15 protein-coding genes are annotated in these 16921 nt (G+C 69.3%); 7 read left to right on the top strand and 8 right to left on the bottom strand.

The genetic code is table 11. The features are described from left to right. Positions 1-24: 24 nt before the first annotated feature. Entirely contained in the window at positions 25-1191 is a 1167-nt protein-coding gene (locus tag H5V44_RS03030; protein ID WP_185191640.1) for a 5-(carboxyamino)imidazole ribonucleotide synthase, read from the bottom strand. A gap of 65 nt (positions 1192-1256) precedes the next feature. After that, a complete protein-coding gene (locus H5V44_RS03025; RefSeq protein WP_185191639.1) occupies positions 1257-3227 on the bottom strand; it encodes a flippase activity-associated protein Agl23 in 1971 nt (656 codons plus the stop codon). Positions 3228-3358: 131 nt separating this feature from the next. Here H5V44_RS03025 and ribH point away from each other — a divergent pair, with 131 nt between their 5' ends. Both ribH and H5V44_RS03015 read left to right on the top strand, forming a co-directional pair. Beyond that, positions 3359-3763, top strand: coding sequence for a 6,7-dimethyl-8-ribityllumazine synthase (ribH, locus tag H5V44_RS03020; protein ID WP_185191638.1), 405 nt, complete (start codon positions 3359-3361; stop codon positions 3761-3763). After that, positions 3760-4953 carry a pyridoxal phosphate-dependent aminotransferase gene (locus tag H5V44_RS03015; RefSeq protein ID WP_185191637.1) on the top strand — a complete coding sequence of 398 codons (1194 nt, stop codon included), beginning with the start codon at positions 3760-3762 and terminating at the stop codon, positions 4951-4953. Before ribH ends, H5V44_RS03015 begins: the two co-directional genes overlap by 4 nt. 254 nt (positions 4954-5207) lie before the next feature. Here H5V44_RS03015 and H5V44_RS03010 read toward each other — a convergent pair whose 3' ends face one another. After that, a complete protein-coding gene (locus H5V44_RS03010; RefSeq protein ID WP_185191636.1) occupies positions 5208-6887 on the bottom strand; it encodes an aldehyde ferredoxin oxidoreductase family protein in 1680 nt (559 codons plus the stop codon). A 206-nt stretch (positions 6888-7093) separates the two neighbouring features. Next, positions 7094-7747, bottom strand: a complete 654-nt coding sequence (locus H5V44_RS03005; protein WP_185191635.1) for a cyclase family protein — start codon at positions 7745-7747, stop codon at positions 7094-7096. A gap of 133 nt (positions 7748-7880) precedes the next feature. Between H5V44_RS03005 and H5V44_RS03000 the strand changes: the two genes are divergently transcribed. Both H5V44_RS03000 and H5V44_RS02995 read left to right on the top strand, forming a co-directional pair. Then, positions 7881-9389: a sodium:solute symporter family transporter gene (locus H5V44_RS03000; protein WP_343067673.1), complete on the top strand. Its 1509-nt coding sequence runs from the start codon at positions 7881-7883 to the stop codon at positions 9387-9389. After that, entirely contained in the window at positions 9386-9616 is a 231-nt protein-coding gene (locus H5V44_RS02995) for a hypothetical protein (protein WP_185191634.1), read from the top strand. The genes H5V44_RS03000 and H5V44_RS02995 overlap by 4 nt, the downstream gene beginning before the upstream one ends. A gap of 72 nt (positions 9617-9688) precedes the next feature. Here the strand turns inward: H5V44_RS02995 and H5V44_RS02990 are convergent, their stop codons facing one another. Continuing rightward, positions 9689-10654, bottom strand: a complete 966-nt coding sequence (locus tag H5V44_RS02990; protein ID WP_185191633.1) for an NrpR regulatory domain-containing protein — start codon at positions 10652-10654, stop codon at positions 9689-9691. Positions 10655-10877: 223 nt separating this feature from the next. On the opposite strand from H5V44_RS02990, the gene H5V44_RS02985 reads away from it, so the two are divergent. The 3 genes from H5V44_RS02985 to H5V44_RS02975 all read left to right on the top strand — a co-directional run bounded on the left by H5V44_RS02985 (position 10878) and on the right by H5V44_RS02975 (position 15409). Beyond that, on the top strand, positions 10878-12212 hold the full coding sequence (locus H5V44_RS02985; RefSeq protein WP_185191632.1) for an aspartate aminotransferase family protein: 1335 nt from the start codon (positions 10878-10880) through the stop codon (positions 12210-12212). Position 12213: 1 nt separating this feature from the next. Beyond that, positions 12214-13230 carry an agmatinase family protein gene (locus H5V44_RS02980; RefSeq protein ID WP_185191631.1) on the top strand — a complete coding sequence of 339 codons (1017 nt, stop codon included), beginning with the start codon at positions 12214-12216 and terminating at the stop codon, positions 13228-13230. A 76-nt stretch (positions 13231-13306) separates the two neighbouring features. Beyond that, positions 13307-15409, top strand: a complete 2103-nt coding sequence (locus tag H5V44_RS02975; RefSeq protein ID WP_185191630.1) for a DEAD/DEAH box helicase — start codon at positions 13307-13309, stop codon at positions 15407-15409. A 38-nt stretch (positions 15410-15447) separates the two neighbouring features. On the opposite strand, the gene H5V44_RS02970 is transcribed toward H5V44_RS02975, so the two are convergent. The 3 genes from H5V44_RS02970 to H5V44_RS02960 form a co-directional block, all read right to left on the bottom strand. Then, positions 15448-16062 carry a hypothetical protein gene (locus H5V44_RS02970; protein WP_185191629.1) on the bottom strand — a complete coding sequence of 205 codons (615 nt, stop codon included), beginning with the start codon at positions 16060-16062 and terminating at the stop codon, positions 15448-15450. Positions 16063-16171: 109 nt separating this feature from the next. Continuing rightward, positions 16172-16465, bottom strand: coding sequence for a DUF7521 family protein (locus H5V44_RS02965; RefSeq protein ID WP_185191628.1), 294 nt, complete (start codon positions 16463-16465; stop codon positions 16172-16174). Continuing rightward, a complete protein-coding gene (locus H5V44_RS02960) occupies positions 16465-16842 on the bottom strand; it encodes a winged helix-turn-helix domain-containing protein (RefSeq protein WP_185191627.1) in 378 nt (125 codons plus the stop codon). The genes H5V44_RS02965 and H5V44_RS02960 overlap by 1 nt, the downstream gene beginning before the upstream one ends. Positions 16843-16921 lie beyond the last annotated feature (79 nt).

Below are 16921 nucleotides of genomic sequence, written 5' to 3'. Positions count from 1 at the left end.
CGTATGCGTGGCTCGCGTCGCCGGTCATTCGTCCGGGTGCTCGAAGCGTACCGCCTCGCGGAGCTCTCTCGCGTGCGCGAGAGGGTTGGCATCGCGGTCCCGCTCCCCGTCGCCGGTGACGGTGACGTGGCCCATCTTCCGGAGCGGCCGCACCTCGGCTTTCCCGTACCAGTGCAGCGACGCGTTCGGGTCGCCGAGGACGGCCTCGACGTTGCCGAGCCGGGCGGGTCGGGGCTCGTCGACGGTGCCGAGGAGGTTGGTCATCACCGTGGGACACCGAAGCCGCGTCGAGCCCAGCGGCCACCCGAGCACGGCACGGACGTGCTGTTCGAACTGTGAGGTGCGCGCGCCCTCGATCGTCCAGTGCCCGGAGTTGTGGGGTCGCGGCGCGATCTCGTTCACCTGGATCTCCCCATCCCGGGTCTCGAACAGTTCGATCCCGAAGACCCCCCGTCCCGAGAGGGTGTCGAGCACGTCGCGGGCGACCCCCTCGGCGCGTTCGAGAACCGCCTCGGTCGTCCGCGCGGGGAGGATCGTCTCCCGCAGGATCTCCTCTTCGTGGACGTTCTCGCCCGCCGGGAACGTGCGGACCTCGCCGTCGCCCTGGACCGCGATCACCGACAACTCCCGCGCGAAGTCGACGAACGCCTCCGCCATCGCAGGGCCGCCGACCGCGTCCATCGCTGCCTCGGCGTCGTCGGGGTCCGAGACCGGGACGTTGCCCCGGCCGTCGTAGCCGCCGGTGCGGGCCTTCAGCATCACCGCGTCGAACTCCGCGAGGGCGTCGCGGAGGTCGTCGGCGTCGTCGACCCGCCGGAACGGCGGGACCGGGATCCCGGCGTCCGCGAGCGTGCGCTTCTGGACCAGTTTGTCCTCGATGGTCCGTAGCGTCTCCGGGGCGGGATCGACGGGGACGCCGTGCTCGTCGGCGACCCGGGCCAGCAGGTCCGCGTCGGCGAGTTCGATCTCGAAGGTGACGGCGTCGACGCGCGCCGCGAACTCGGCGAACGCGTCGGGGTCGTCGAAGTCACCGACGATCTGGTCGCGGGCGACCGGCGCCGCGGGGCAGTCCGGGGTGGGATCGAGGACGACCACCTCGACGCCGAGCGGGGCGGCCGCCTCGGCGAGCATCCGGCCGAGTTGGCCCCCGCCGACGACGCCGAGCGTGGGTCCTGGGACGGTAACGGTCACGGGCATCGGTACCCCTGGCGACCGAATAAAGGTTGCCGACTGTCGTGGGTTCGGCGGTGGGCCGGTCAGCCGCCGCCCGTCTCCGGCACCCGCTCGGGTGCGACCCGTTGGAGCTCCGCGGTCTCGACGAACACCACCACCCGGTCGTTCCACAGCCGGAAGTTGTGCTCGAAGGCGGTGTACCCCGACAGCGCCGCCTCGGTCTCGGTCCGGTCGTAGTCCTTCGTGATCACCACCGGCGGTGGGTCCGACAGCGCCGCGTCCCGCTGTTCGTCCGGGTCGGTACTCGTGATCTCGGCGTCGTACCGTTCCAGATACCACGGCAGCGGGAGCCGGTCGTGCCACGCCGGGCCGCCGGGCGGCGCGGTGTTCAGCGACGACTCGTTGCGGACGTAGAACGTCTCGCCGTCGCCGCCGGGCGGACGCGACCCGACGAAGAGCACGTCGGGACCGTCGTCGTTTTCGGCAACGACTTCGCCGACCACCTGGACCGTGGGCTTCAGGTCGTTCGACGGCTGGGCCCACTGGAGCACCTGCTTGTCGGCCTCGTCGGTGGAGTTGAAGTACGCGGCGTTGGCCGCGGCCGCGCCGCCGAGTGCCGACAGCACCACGAGCGCGGCGAGGCCGACGCTCACCGCGTCCCGGGCGGCGACCGCTTCCCCCGCGGCGTCGACCACGAACGCCACGCCGACCGCGGCGGGGATCGCCAGCGGGACGATCACGTGGACTGCGGCCCACGGCGCCTGGATGTCGGTCGCGATCGGGTAGCCGACGAGCGACGCCGCCGCCCAGTAGGTCGCAAACGTCACGAACTCCCGGGGGCCGGTTCCGCGGACCCCGTAGCGGTCGACGACGATCCCGAAGACCCCGAACGCGACAACGGCGGGCGCGCCGTACGCCAGGGTTTCGGCCAGGTCACCCAGGTACGGGAGGTACGGGTGGTCCTGGTGGCTCCCGGAAGCCCACGTGTCGACGAACTTCTCGGCGGCCCCGACGGTGCCGGCGTCGACGACCCCGGGGAGCTGTGCGGGCGAGGAAAGCGCCTGCCAGAGGTCCGGACGCGGCGCGTAAAAGAAGAACACGACGCCGAAGAACAGCGCGAGAGACCCGACCGCGACGACGCCGACCCGCTGTAGCGACGCCCGCACGGAGGGGCCGTGTCTCAGGAGTCGGTCGGTGGTCCCCGCACGCCACCGGGCAAGGACCGTCGACGCGGACTCCCCGCGGGCGCGAGCCGCGAGCAGTCGGTGGTCCGCAAGCACCGCGCCCGCACCGAGGAAACAGAGCACGTAGAGGATCGCGTTCTCCTTCGTCGTGAACGCTAACCCGAGCGACGCCGCCGCGGGGAAGGCGTACCGGAGCCGCCCGGTGTCGAAGCCGCGGACCACGAACCCCAGCGCGGCGACCGCGAACACCGCCACCAGGACGTCGTTCCGCATAAACCGGGAGTAGTAGACCGCGATCGGGTTCAGCGCGAGCAACGCCGCCAGGGCGAGGAGTTCCGTCCGCCGGAGCCGCTCGCGGAACAGCCACACCACGAGGGGGACCAAGCCGCCGACGACGGCGACCGGGAGCCGCGCCGCGAAGTCAGAAACCGGGAGGAACGCGAAGAGCCAGTCGTTGACGATCGGGAGGAACGGGCCGTGAACGATCGGGCGATACGAGTGGACGCCGGTTTCGTGGTACCGGAGGATCCAGTAGCCGACCCGGCCCTCGTCCCAGTGGAAGATCCGGCCGCCGAGGGCGACGAGCCGGAGCGCGAGCGCGACGGCCGTGATCCCCAGAAGGCCCGCCAGGAGCCGACGGCGGGCGTCCGAGGGGAGCGCGACGTCGACGACCGAGGACGGGCCGTCGCTCGGAGCGGCAGCGTCGCTGGCGCGCGTCGCGTCGGCGTCGGGGCCGGCTGATCCGGTGGGGTCGTCGTCGCGGGCGTCCGCAGCGAAGCCGCCGGCGTCGTCGGCCGCTGACGGCACGGCGGGACCGTCTGCGTCCCCGGTGGAGGGCGGATCGTCGGGGTGACCCCCGTCAGGGCTCATTGTCGTCCGTTGGCCACCACGCCGTTACAACTCTTGTGTTTGTCGATGCGGCGGGTCGCAACCGTCGGCGGCGGTACCGAACGTCGGGAACTGCCGATACCTCTTTGGGCTCCCGGGGGAACCGCTTCGGTATGACACGACTCGGGCTGGTGGTGGCCCAGTACAACGGTTCGGTCACCGAGCGGATGGCGACGGCTGCGCGCGATGCCGCCGGGGAACGTGGCGTGACGATCGGCGAGACCCTCCCGGTACCGGGGGTGTACGACGCGCCGCTCGCGGCCGACCGGCTGGCGCGCCGCAGCGACATCGATGCGGTGGCCGTCGTCGGCGCCGTCGTGACCGGCGACACCGACCACGATCAGGTGATCGCCGACGCCACCGCGAGTGCGCTCACGGAGATCAGCCTCGACCGCGACGTGCCGGTCACCTTCGGCGTCTCGGGGCCGGGACAGAGCGGGGCCGAAGCGCGGGAGCGCATCGACAAAGGTGCGGAAGCGGTAAACGCCGCGGTCGATTTGGTGGAGACGCTACAATGAGTTTCGACTTCGCGGCCCGCGTCGAGCGGGTCGAGCCGAGCGCGACGTTGGCAATCAGCAACAAGGCGAGCGAGCTGGAGGCAGCGGGGGTCGACGTGGTCGACCTCTCGGTGGGTGAACCCGACTTCCCCACGCCGGAGAACGTCGTTGCAGCCGGGAAAGAGGCGATGGACGCCGGCCACACCGGGTACACCCCCTCGAACGGGATCCCACAACTCCGGGAGGCCATCGCCGAGAAGCTCCGGGGCGACGGCATCGACGCCGAAAGCGACGAGGTCATCGTCACCCCCGGCGGGAAGCAGGCGCTCTACGAGACGTTCCAGACGCTGATCGACGGCGTTGACGAGCGAGGCTCGTCAGCCGGCGGGACGTCGTCCCGCGCCGGTGACGAGGTCGTCCTGCTCGACCCCGCGTGGGTGTCCTACGAGGCGATGGCGAAGCTCTCCGGCGGGTCGTTGAACCGCGTCGACACCGCGCCCTACGACTTCCAACTGGAGCCTGCCCTCGACGACCTCGCGGCGGCGGTCTCCGACGACACCGAACTCCTGGTCGTGAACTCGCCGTCGAACCCGACCGGCGCAGTCTACACCGAGGCGGCGTTCGAGGGCGTCCGCGACCTCGCGGTCGAGCACGACATCACCGTGATCTCCGACGAGATCTACCAGCGGATCACCTACGGCGTCGACCAGCCCAGCCTCGCGGCGTTCGACGGGATGGAAGACCGGACGGTCACGATCAACGGCTTCTCGAAGGCGTACTCGATGACCGGGTGGCGGCTGGGCTACCTCCACGCCCCCGAGTCGCTGGTGTCGCAGGCGGCGAAACTCCACTCCCATTCGGTCTCGTGTGCGGTCAACTTCGTCCAGCACGCCGGCGTCGAGGCGCTCGAAAACACCGACGAGGCCGTCACGGAGATGCGCGAGGCCTTCCGGGAGCGCCGGGATATGCTCGCGGATCTCTTCGCCGACCACGACGTCGACGTCCCCGTCGGCGACGGCGCGTTCTATATGATGCTCCCGGTGGACGATGACGACCAGTCGTGGTGTGCGGGCGCGATCGAGGACGCCCACGTCGCGACCGTGCCGGGGTCGGCGTTCGGGTCGCCGGGCTACGCGCGGATCTCTTACGCCGCCAGCGAGGAGCGGCTCCGGGAGGCCGTCGACCGGCTGGCGACCGAAGGCTACCTGTAGCCCCGGACTGGCGGTTTCGCCAACGTTCAGACACGCGATGGCCGATTAGAACACCACCGGCGGGTGGGACTGGAAGGGGCCGCCGGCTCGGCGAAGGTGGCCGACGGTAGGACCGCAGGAACGAACGGAGTGAGTGACGAGGACCGCACCGAGGCCCCCGAGTCGAGCCGGCGGGGGCTTCCGGGGACTCTACGTCACCGTTCGCCATATTTAGGTATCTGCCCAAACAGAGCCGAGAACTGTCAGCTATTTTGTCAGTCCGCGGCCGCACTCGACGCGCCGTCGACGCTCGGAACGACGCCCTCGTCGCTCCACCCGCGGGTGTCGTAGTACGAATCGAGCGCCGCTTCCAGCCCCTCGATCTCGTAGGGGAGGCGGTCGTCCGCCCGGGAGAACCCCCGCTGGTTGTTGAAGTGCCGCTCGAGCTCCACGATCCGGCCGCCGACGTCGAGCAGCGACTCGTAGTCGGCCTCGAACAGCTGCTCGAAGCGGTCCGGCGTCATGAAGTCCCGAGAGAACCGGCAGACGACGCCGCAGTCCTCCAGCGCACGGAGGTTTTCGAGTTCGACCAGCTTCTCGGCTTTCGCCGAATCGAGGCCGTCGGGGTCGAACGCCTGCTCCTGGGAGACGAGCGGGTACTCGTAGGCGTAGAAGGTGGCGTACATGTGGTCCGCGCCGCGGTTTGCGGTCGCAAAGGACAGCCCCTGGCCGTTGAGCGCGCGGCCGTCGTGGGCGGGGAACTCCAGGCCCTTGACGGTCCAGTTGTCGATTCCGAGTTCCTCGTGGGCGCGGTCGATGCCCTCCGCGAGCGTGTCGCCGACGCCCTCGCGGAAGGCGATCCTCTCGACGGTCTCCCGGACCAGGTCGGCGTCGCCGAAGGCGTCCTCGCTTTCGAGGTAGCCCGCGACGACGTCACCGCAGGAGATGACGTCCAGCCCGAACCGGTCGCACAGTTCGTTCGCCCGCATCACGTCGACGATGTCGTCGACCCCGCAGTTGCTGCCGAACGACATCACCGTCTCGAACTCGGGGCCCTCGGTCTCGACGCCGGTGGCCTCGTCGCGGGTCGGAAGCTTGCACGCGAACGCACACTGCGAGCAGGTGCCCTTCTTGTACTTCTTCTCCTCGACGCGGTCGCCGTTGATCCCCTCGGCACCCGCGAAGGACTGCTCGGCGAAGTAGTAGGCCGGTAGCGCGTCGCTCTCGTTGGCGAGGTCGGTGACGGAGGTGGTCCCCTGCCGCTTCATGATGTGGTCGTCGGTCGCGGCGTCGCTGTGGACCTCCATCTGGACCGGCGGGATCTCGACCGGGAGGTCGGCGTCGCCGTCGAAGGTGAGGAGTTTGACGTTCTTCGCGCCCAACACGGCGCCGAGGCCGCCGCGGCCGAACGCCCGCGACTCGGAGGTCATGATCGACGCGAACCGGACACCGTTCTCGCCGGCGGGGCCGATACACGCCGTGTGCTCGGCAGCGAGGTCGTGTTCCGCCGCGGCATACGAGACGACGTCGGGCACCTCCGCGCCCGCCAGTTCGGGCACCTCCTCGAAGGTGACGCCGTCCTCGCGGACGTGGACCGCCAGTAACTCGTCGCTCTCGCCGGTCACCTCCACGACGGCGTTGCCGGCGCCGACGAAGTTCCGGGAGAGGAAGCCGCCGGCGTTCGAGGAGAACAGGCCGTCGGTCAGCGGCGAGACGCCCGTGCAGTTCATCCGGCCGGTGAACGACATCCGGGAGGCCTGCATCGGGCCGGTCGCGAAAAAGAGGCTGTTCTCGGGGCCGAGCGGGTCGGCGTCGAACGGGATCCGATCGTGGGCGAGGGCGGTCGCGACGCCGCGCCCGCCGACGAAGTCGGCGAGGACGTCGTCGACCGACTCGGTGATGGTCTCGCGGGCCCCCACGTCGATGGAGAGCAGCGGTCCCTGCGTGTGCAGCATACCGATCCTACACTCGCCGCGGCTATTAAATGGTGGCATACCTGTTCCGGGTACTGATCGCCGCCGGCGACCCGACCATACCGGGTCGGTCGTGCGTCGGAACCGACAGGGGGCCGGTCGGGGGCTCATACTGTCGGCTATAGTCGCGTGAACGATTTCGACACCCCGGGGTGTCGAAAATTTTCACGTAGTTATAGCCGACAGTATCAGACGACGCCCACCGCCCGGACGGGGGCGCCGTCGCCGCGCGTCGCCAGCGGATACGCCCGGAGCTCGAAGCGGTCCGCGACCGCGTCGAGACCGGTCAGGTTCTCGAGTATCAGGCAGTCGGCTTCCAGCAGCGCGTGGTGGGCCACGAGCCCGTCGGGTTCGTCGTCCCCGGCCGCGTCGGTCGGGGTCGGATCGGGGTTCAGGGTGTCGGAGGCGACCGCCAGCCCGCGATCGACGCAGGCCCGGGCGGCGACGGGGGAGAGGTAGGGGTGATCCAGATACCGCTCGGTTCCCCAATGTGTGTCCCAGCCGGTCCACAGCACCACACAGTCGGCGTCGGCCGAGGGGATGCGCTCCGGCGGAACCGGCTCCCGCGGCCCGAGGTCCCGGCAGTCGACGCGGACGGCGTCGAAGACGAACCGGTCGAGGGGGTATGCATCGAGGGTCTTCCCATCGGGGAGGACGTGCGAGGGGGCGTCGACGTGCGTCCCCGTGTGACTGCCCAGCTCCAGCGACGACACCCTGTACCCGTCGGCGTCGTGTGCAGCGTGGCTACGGACTGCCACGTCGGGGTCGCCCGGGTACGTCTGCATCCCAGTTTCGATCGGATGGCTTAAATCCACGTTCGCTCCGGCCTCTTTTCCGGACATTCGTGGGTGATTTGTGGTCCGGTCCAGCGTAACCTTTATGAAATTCGTCTCACTCTGCATCTCTTGATATGGTAATTCATTACCACCAGTGGGGCGGGAAACCGGGAGCATTTTCCTCCGGGGGTGTCGGCACGTGGTAACGCGGCTGACGGGTGCCGGCCTCCTCGCGGTGTGGGCGGTGGCGATGATCGGGTTGAGCTACTACGTCTTCCGGCGACAGTCGGTGACCGACACCGAGGAGTTCATCACGGCGGGGGGCCGCGCCCAACTCGGGCTCACGACGGCCTCGTTCGCGGTGACCTGGATGTGGGCCGGGGACATCCTCGGCGTCCCGCAGTACGTCGGGATCACCGGCGTCGCCGGGATCTGGATGTACGCCGCGCCGGCAGTGCTGTCGTCGTTCGTCGTGATTCCGTTCGCCCTGCGGATGCGGAAGCTGTTCCCGCAGGGGCTGACCTACAGCGAGTACTTCATCGAGCGGTTCGGCGACTGGGCGCATCTCGTCGTAATCCTGGTCATCCTGTACACGATGGTGCTCGGCGGCGTGATCCAGCTGTTCGTCGGCGGCGCCGTCATCGGCGGGCTCACCGGCATCGACGCCAACGTGGTGATGGCAGTCCTGATGGGCGTGATCGGGGTCTACATCCTGCTCGGCGGGCTGTGGGGGTCGATGACGACCGACTTCGTCCAGTTCGTCAGCGCACTCGTCTTGACGATGGTCTTCGTGCCGCTGCTTCTGGTCGAAGCCGGCGGGCCGGGGCAGGTGTACGACCAGATGGTGAGGAACCTGGGCGAACAGTCGGCGACGTTCCTGTCGATGGCCAACTTCAACGCCATCGAGGGGCTGTTCCTGCCGTACGCCCTAGGGTTGGGCGTGTGGGGCGTGGTCTCGCTGGCGACGTGGCAGCGGGTCTTTGCGGTGCGACGCGACAAGACTTCCCGCTTTCTCACCATCGGCGGGATCGGGGTGTTCACCACGATCGCGATGTACTCCGTGATCGGATTCGTCGGGCTGGCGTCCTTTACCGACGTCGCGCCCGGCAACCTCTCGATCGAGGCGCTCGGGCTGATGCCCGACTGGGCCGCGATCGTGTTCCTGCTCGTCGCGCTGATGGTGCTGGGGTCGTCGGTCGACTCCTACCTGACGGCGATCGCGAGCCTCACCTCCCGGGACATCTACTACCGGCACATCAACGAGGACGCCTCCGACGACCAGCAGCTCCGGGTCGCCCGCGCGGCGTCGATCGGGTTCGCGGTCATCATCTTCGTCGCGACGGTGTTCGCGCTGGAATCGTTCAGCTTCGTCCAGCTGCTCTTGATCGGCGGGATCGGCGCGTCGGCGCTGGTCGGCCCCTTCGCGCTCTCGCTGTTCTGGAAGAAAGCCTCACAGACGGGGTTCGTCTCGGGCGTCGTCGTCTCACAGCTCATCACGGCGTACCTGCTCGCGGCCAGCTACGGCGTGGTCGTCTCCACGCCGAGCCTCAAGTTGTGGGAGATTATGGCCGTCGGCCACCTCGTGTCGACGGGGCTCACCCTGGTCGTCAGCGGCGCGGCGCCCGACGACTTCCGGTTCGAGTCGATCGCCCAGGAGACACCCTCCGTCGCCGCCGACGGCGGCACCGAGGGAGGTGACGACGAATGATGGGGAAGGGCCTCTTCACCGGGATGATCGTGCTGTTCTGGGCGGCGGAGGCGCTGTTCGGCCTGCTGGTGGTCTACTGGTTCCTCACCCAGGGGTTCGACAGCGACGAGGACACCGCAACGAGCGGCCCGGTCGAACTGGAGGACAGTTCGGTGACGATCAAATCGCTGGGGATGTGGGCGGTGTTCTTCGGCGTGATCGTCCTCGGGATCGTCGTCGGCGCTTGAGGCGGGCGACGCGACTCGTTCCGTGGGGGATGCTTTGTTCCTCCCGCCGGGGACCTGGCGGCAGTCGGAGGCTCACAGCCGTTCGTAGCGGGCCGGGGCGGCCTCGAAGTTCGTCCGCGGCTGGAGCCCCCCCAGCGAGTCCCACTCCGCGAGTAACCCGTGTTCGTACAGCAGCGCGAACGCCGTCTCGCCGGTCCCGCCGTAGGTGAGCGACGCGAACTCCCACCCCTGGGTGCCGATCGGAACCTGTCCGGACTCCCGCGGGCGGCGGAACGTCAGCACGCCGCCGAGCCGATCACGGGTCGCCGTCGAGAGGTCCTGGGCCTCCTCGAACCGGGTCAGCGGGAACTCCCGTTTGTCGACGATCAGAACGCCCTCCCTGTCGTCGAGGACCGCGGTGACCTCGGTCCGGTCGGCCTCGACGAGGAGTCGGACCACGTCCATCGTCGATCCTTCGCCGCTGATGGCGTCGATGTACCGGCTGATCGACCCGTCGTACTCGACGAGCCCGGCGGTGACCAGCCGGGCGTTTATGCCGCGGGACAGCAGCACCCCGTCGAGCGTGATGCTCGAAGGGACCGCGATCTCGACGCCCTCGGCTCCCTCGTCGGTCACTGCGACGGGGACCGGGCCGATCGTCGACTCGTGGAGCGCGGTCAGAAGCTCGAAGGCCTCGTCGACGTCGTCGGTCGGCACGCGCCCGGTGCCGACGACGACCTCCCCGCCGTCCTCCGCGGGGTCGTAGGTCACCTCGCTCGTCAGCGTGGCGATACGTTCGCGGACCCGTTCGAGCCGGCCGCTCACGTCGCCGCGCGCAAGCTCCTTGCGGCCGGCGGGGGTCAGCCGCCGGCCCTTGCCGGTGACCTTCTCGGTCAGGTTCTCCTCGTCGAGTTCCGAGAGCATCAGCCGGATCGTCCGGTCCTTGATCGAGTAGCCGCGCTGTTGCATCAGGTCGACGAGCCGGATGCTCCCGATCGGCTCGTTCTCGTTGATGAGCCGGAGCAGATCGTACCGCCGGCGCTCGCCGCCTGTGGCCATCGGGTGCCGGTACGGTGGCGGGGATACATAAATACCCCAGAAACGCCGCCCGGAAGCGTGGAAACCGATTACCGTATCGGCGCCCGCCGATTCAGCCCGGTGTCTCCCGGTTATCCCGGATATCGGTGGCGCCTCGGCGGTTCTGTGGGAGCCTCGCGCACCTCAAGATTTTTGAGCGTATCCGCACAACCCCCACCAATGGTGGAATAGGGGTTCCATATAGATGTCACAACAAGCCGACAAACCGGTCTCGAACGAGCGCGTCGAAGCACAGTACGAGGAATATCTGATGCCCATCTGGAAGAGCCTGAACGTCCCGATCAAGCGCGCGTCGAACTGCACTGTCGAGGACTTCGAGGGAAACGAGTATCTCGACGTGTTCTCGGGCATCTCGGTCACCAACGCGGGCCACAACAACGAGGCCGTCGTCGAGGCCGCCAAGGAACAGCTCGACGAGTTCGTTCACGGGTGTACGTACGTCCATCCCAACGAGCCCGCGGCGGAGCTCGGCGAGAAGCTCGCGGAGACGACGCCGGGTGATCTCCGGAAGTCCTTCTTCTGTAACTCCGGGACCGAAGCCGTCGAGGGCGCGATCAAGCTCGCCCGGAAGTACACCGGCTCGAAGGAGGTGCTGGCCCTGGAGATGTCGTTTCACGGCCGGACGCTCGGGTCGCTCGCGCTGACCGGGAACAAGGCGTACAAATCCGAGATGGCGCCGACGATCAACGACGTCGCCCACGTCGCGCCACCGTACGCCTACCGGTGTCAGATGTGCGACGGCGGGCCCTGTTCGTGTGCCTGCGCCGAGGACGTCAAACACGTGATCGATACCCACACCGCTGACGACCTGGCCGCGGTCATCGTCGAGCCGGTGCTGGGCGAAGGCGGGATCATCGTTCCTCCGGAGGGGTGGCTCTCCCGGGTGAAGGAGATCGCCCACGACCACGGCGCCTTACTCATCGTCGACGAGGTGCAGGCCGGCTACGGCCGCACCGGCGAGATGTGGGCCTCCGACCACTTCGACGTTGTCCCGGACATCATGCCCCAGGCGAAGGGGATCGCAAACGGCCTCCCGCTTGGGGCGTTCACCGCGAGCGCCGAGGTCGCCGACGCCTTCGAGTCCGGCGACCACCTGTCGACGTTCGGCGGCAACCCGGTGGCCTGCGCGGCGGCGTTGGCGACGATCGAACAGCTCGAAGACGGGATCGTCGACAACGCCCGCGAGCAGGGGGCGTGGCTGAGCGACCAGCTCGCGGAGCTGGAAGCTGAGTACGACGTCGTCGGCGAAGCGCGCGGGCTCGGGCTGATGCAAGGGATCGAACTCGTCGACCACTCGGGAACGGGCCCGATGGACGTCGCCCCCGCACCCGACGCGAAACTCGCGAAACACGTCGCCAAGCACCTCCGGGAGGAGAAAATTATCATGGGCGTCGGCGGGTTCCACAGCAACGTCCTCCGGTTCCAGCCGCCGCTGACCATCTCACAGAAGCAGTTGAGCCGGACCGTCGACGCGCTCCGGGACGCGATCGAGGCACACCGCGGCGATTCGAGCGCCTGAGATGGAGCGTCAACAGCACGACAGCCGGGCCGCCGCGTTCCGCGAGTCGACCCCCGGGAGTTCGGTCGAACTGTCGTACGCGGGATTTGATACGTTCCTGAAGCGGGAGATCGCCGACGTCGAGGACGTCGCCGGCGTCGACGCCGCCGTCCTCGGGGTCCCGTACGACGGCGCCGTTAGCAACCGCCCCGGGACGCGGTACGGGCCGCGGGCGCTCCGGCGAGCCAGCGCCTGGCCGGCGTATCTCTCCGGCTACAAGGGCGGGCTCACCAACATCCGGACCGGAAACCAGGTCGACTTCGGCGCCCTGGACCTGGTCGATTGCGGCGACGTGCCCGTGTTCCCGATGGACCGGGAAACCACGGCCGATTCCGTGGCCGCACACGTCGCGACCGTCGCCGACCGGGGCGCGATGCCGGTGGTGCTCGGCGGCGACCACTACTGCACGTTCCCGGCGTTCCGGGGGTTCGCCGAGGGCAGCGGCCACGACACCGTCGGGCTCGTCCAGATCGACGCCCACACCGACACGGTCGCCGAGAGCGCCGTCTTCGGGGAGCATTTCCACGGGTCCTCGACGCACCACATCGCCGACTCGCCGTACACCGACTACGAGCACGTCGCACAGGTCGGGATCCGCGGCTACGAGTCGCCGGAGTTCTTCGAGTTCGCCGACGAGACCGGCCTCTCGCTGTTCTCCATCCGGGACGTCGAGGAACGGGGAATCCGGGAGGTGATCGAGGCGGCCGTCGCCGAGGCCGCCGCGGACGCCGACGCGGTCTACGTCACCTTCGACATCGACTCCGTGGAGCCGTCGGCCGCCCCCGGCACCGGGACCCCCGAACCGGGCGGCCTCTCGGCATCGCAGGCCCTGTCGGTGATGGAGATACTCGGGACCCACGACGCGGTCGCGGCCGCCGACCTGATGGAGGTCGCACCGCCGCTGGACCCGACCGACAACACCTCGCGGCTCGGCGCGTACCTGCTCACGACCCTGCTCGAACAGAAGTTCGCCCGTTGAGGTCGGAACCGGTCGGCGGCCACTCCGACGCCGTTTCGCCCGCGACTTTTTATACGGTTCCGGCCCACGATACGGTGTGTTCGTTCGGGACCTCCCCGTCTCCGCGGCCGTCCGCGAGCAGTACCGCGCGTCGGGGATCGAGGAACTGTACCCCCCGCAAGCGGCCGCGGTGGAGGCGGGCGTTACCCGCGGGGAGAACGTCGTCGCCGCGATCCCGACGGCGTCGGGGAAGACCCTGATCGCGGAACTGGCGATGCTCACCGCCGAGGGGCCGGCGCTGTACATCGTCCCGCTTCGGGCGCTCGCACGCGAGAAATACGAGTCCTTCACGGAACTACCGGGCGTGAGCGTCGGGATCTCGACGGGCGATTTCGACTCGCCGGCCGAGGAACTGGGCGAGGAGGACATCGTTGTCGCGACCGCCGAGAAGGTCGACTCCGCCATCCGGAACGGGGCCTCGTGGGTGGCGGAGTTGGCGTGTGTCGTCGTCGACGAGGTCCACCTGCTGGGCCGTCCACGACGCGGCCCGACCCTGGAGATCACGCTCGCGACGCTCCAGCGGCGGGCGCCGGGCGTCCAGGTCGTCGCCCTGTCGGCGACGGTCGAGAACCCCGATGCAATCGCGGACTGGCTCGACGCCGAACTCGTGGAATCGACGTGGCGGCCGGTCTCGCTCCGAACCGGCGTCTACGCCGACGGCGACGTGGAGTTCGACGACGGGTCGACCCTCGCGGTCGACGTCCCGCCGGTCGGACCGAACGACGACCGCGGGACCGAGGCGACTGCGGCCCTCGTCGCCGACGCGGTCGACGACGGGGGCCAGTGTCTGGCGTTCGTCCGGTCGCGGCGGGAGGCGGAGTCGCTTGCGGCCCGGCTGGCCGAGGAGCCGAGCCTTCAGGAGCGGTACGGGGGCGGTCCGGGACGCGGAGCCGGGAGCGACGGAGCCGACGCGGAACGCGGCGCGGAAGCCGATACGGAGAACGGCGCGGACGCCGCCGACCCGCCCGGCCCCCGGCTCGCGGCGGCAGTCCGGGAGCGTGGCGGAACCGAGACCGGGCGCCGGCTGGCGACGGCGGTCGAGTCCGGCGTGGCCTTCCACCACGCCGGGCTGTCGAGCGATCACCGGTCGCTCGTGGAGTCGGCGTACCGCGACCGAGAGGTCGGGGTGATCTGTGCGACCCCGACCCTGGCGGCGGGGGTGAACGTCCCCGCCCGCCGTGTGGTGGTTCGGGACCTCGAACGGTACACCGGCGAGGAGATGACGCCGCTGCCGGTGCTCGAAGTCCACCAGATGTGCGGCCGCGCCGGCCGCCCGCATCTCGACCCCTACGGCGAGGCGGTACTCGTCGCCGCCGACGACCCCGGGGCGGTCCGCGAGCGGTACGTCGACGCCGGGCCGGAGGCGGTCGAATCACAGCTCACCGAGCGGGAGGCGCTCCGGACCCATATGCTGTCGGTGGTGGCCTCGGGGTTCGCCGACTCGAAGCGGGGCGTCCTCGACCTGCTGGACGCGACGTTCTTCGCGTTCCAGTCGCCCGACGTCGACCTCTCGGGGCTGGTCGACGAGGTCGCGGCGGAGTTGTCGGGGATGGGGCTGCTCGCGGTCGGCGGCGGGAACGCCGCCGGCGACGCGGACGGGAGCGACGCCCCCGAGGGCGCGCTCTCGGCGACGGACCTCGGCGCGACGGTCTCCCGGCAGTACGTCCGTCCGGAGACGGGCGCCCGACTGGTCGAGGCGGTCCGGACGATCGAGTCGATGCCGGCGGCGGACGTGACCCCGCTCACCGCGCTCGGCGCGGTCTGTGCGACCCCGGACACCCGCGGGACGTATCTCGGAAATCGCGAACGCGCCGCGATCTACCGGTACGCGACGCAGCACGCCGCGGAGTTCACGACCGCGCCCGACGAGGCGGCGGACTTCGAGTCGTGGCTGTGTGCAGTGAAACTGGCGCGAATCATCCGCGAGTGGATCGACGGCGCCGCCCCGGAGACGCTGGTCGAGCAGTACCGCATCGGCCCCGGCGACCTGGAGTCACACCTCGAACGTGCGGCGTGGCTGCTGGGCGCCGCCGACGCGCTCGCCGACACGCTGGACTCGGAGGTATCCGTGTTCGCGTCGGTGCGGGAGGATCTCGCCGCGTCGACCGACGCCGAGGGCGACCGGCGTCGGCGGCCGTGACGCCGGGAACGGGGTTCCTACAGGGCTACGCTGCTCGGTCAATCCGTGTCGGTCGTTGGATCGGCCGGCTCCGCGTCGGCAGCGACCGGGTCGGACGGCCCGACACGACGCCGGTGGACGGTGACCGCGGCTGCGACGACGACCGCGCCGACGGTGTTGATTACGAGGTCGATGGCCGTGTCGGTGACGTAGAACGACAGCGACCACCGATACCAGAAGGTCTTGAACACGAACTCGTAGACCTCGAACCCGGCACCGATCGCGAGCACGCCCGACGGGATCCACCCCGGCGACCGGAGGGTGGACGTCCGGAACGTCATCGCGAGAACGGCACCGACGCCGACGCCGCCCATCGCGTGTGTCAGCAGGTCCCACCACGGCAGTCGGGTGTAGACGTTGTAGTGGATGCCGCCGAAATGGAGGATCGAGACGAGCACCGACCAAGCCGCGATCGCGAGCCACGCGAGGCTGCGGCGGTCGCCACGCGGGAGCTCCCGACGGAGGCGTCCGAGGAGGACCGACGGCCACGAGCGGAGGGGGTGGCTGGCGGGGTAGCCTGCCGACCGTCTCGTCGCCGCGGTCGCGACGAGCGTGAGGAGGAACGCCCCGACGCCGACCGCGAGCTTCGGGGAGAGATGCGGGGAGGGAGCCATCGGTCCGGGGGAGCCGGTGTGTCGGTAAAACTCTTCTGTGGCGGAGTCGCCGCGCCCGACCCACTGACTCCACTGCCCAGTCGAGTCCGACGCGCCGGCCGATCGCCGGTCAGTCGGCGTACAACGAGTAGGTGATGACCGCGAGCCCGACGAAGGTCAATATCGCGTCGATGAGCAACCCGACCGCGAGCGAGACGCCGAGTATGAGGTCGAAAGTACCACCGAGGAGGGCGCCCAGGGTGATGATTCCGAACCCGATCGCGAGCGCCCGGAGCGCGCTCGATCCAGTGTTGCGGTACGCCTTCAACGAGAAGTACGTGATGAGGCCGCCGAGGACCAGGATCCCCGTCTTCATCACGATGATTCCCGTTGCGATGCTGGCTGAGGTGGTCGTGTGTACCATTATGTTTCCTCCCGGACGCTGGTCCAGATGTCTGCGAGCCGCTCGTCGGGCCGCTGTTCCTCGGTGCGGGCGATCTCGACCGCGAACTCCCGCGAGTCGGTGAGCGAAACCCGGACCTCCTCGAACGTGACGGTATAGCTCGTCGTGTGGTGACCGTCGGCCCTGATCTCGGTTCCCTCCTCGAGGAGCCCCGCGTCAGTCAGTAAGTCGAGCTTGCGGTAAGTGGTCGACAACGGAATGTCGCACCGCTCGGAGATCTCGTTCGCGGTGGCCGACTCCTCGATCTCCCTGATGATGTCTCTCGCGTCAGCGTCGTCGAGCGCATCGAGGAGCGGCTGGAGGTCGGGCGGCTCCTCGACGGTCGGCTCGCGCGCCATTGTCGGACGGTCGCCCACCTGCGATATTAATCCCTTGCAATCCGTTTCCGACGGTGACCGCGGCGGTGGCGCGCCAGCA

Source organism: Halobellus ruber, from assembly GCF_014212355.1.
Classification (GTDB): Archaea; Halobacteriota; Halobacteria; order Halobacteriales; family Haloferacaceae; genus Haloquadratum; species Haloquadratum rubrum.
Note: the sequence above shows the minus strand (reverse complement) of the source record. Positions and strands in the feature narration are given on the sequence as shown.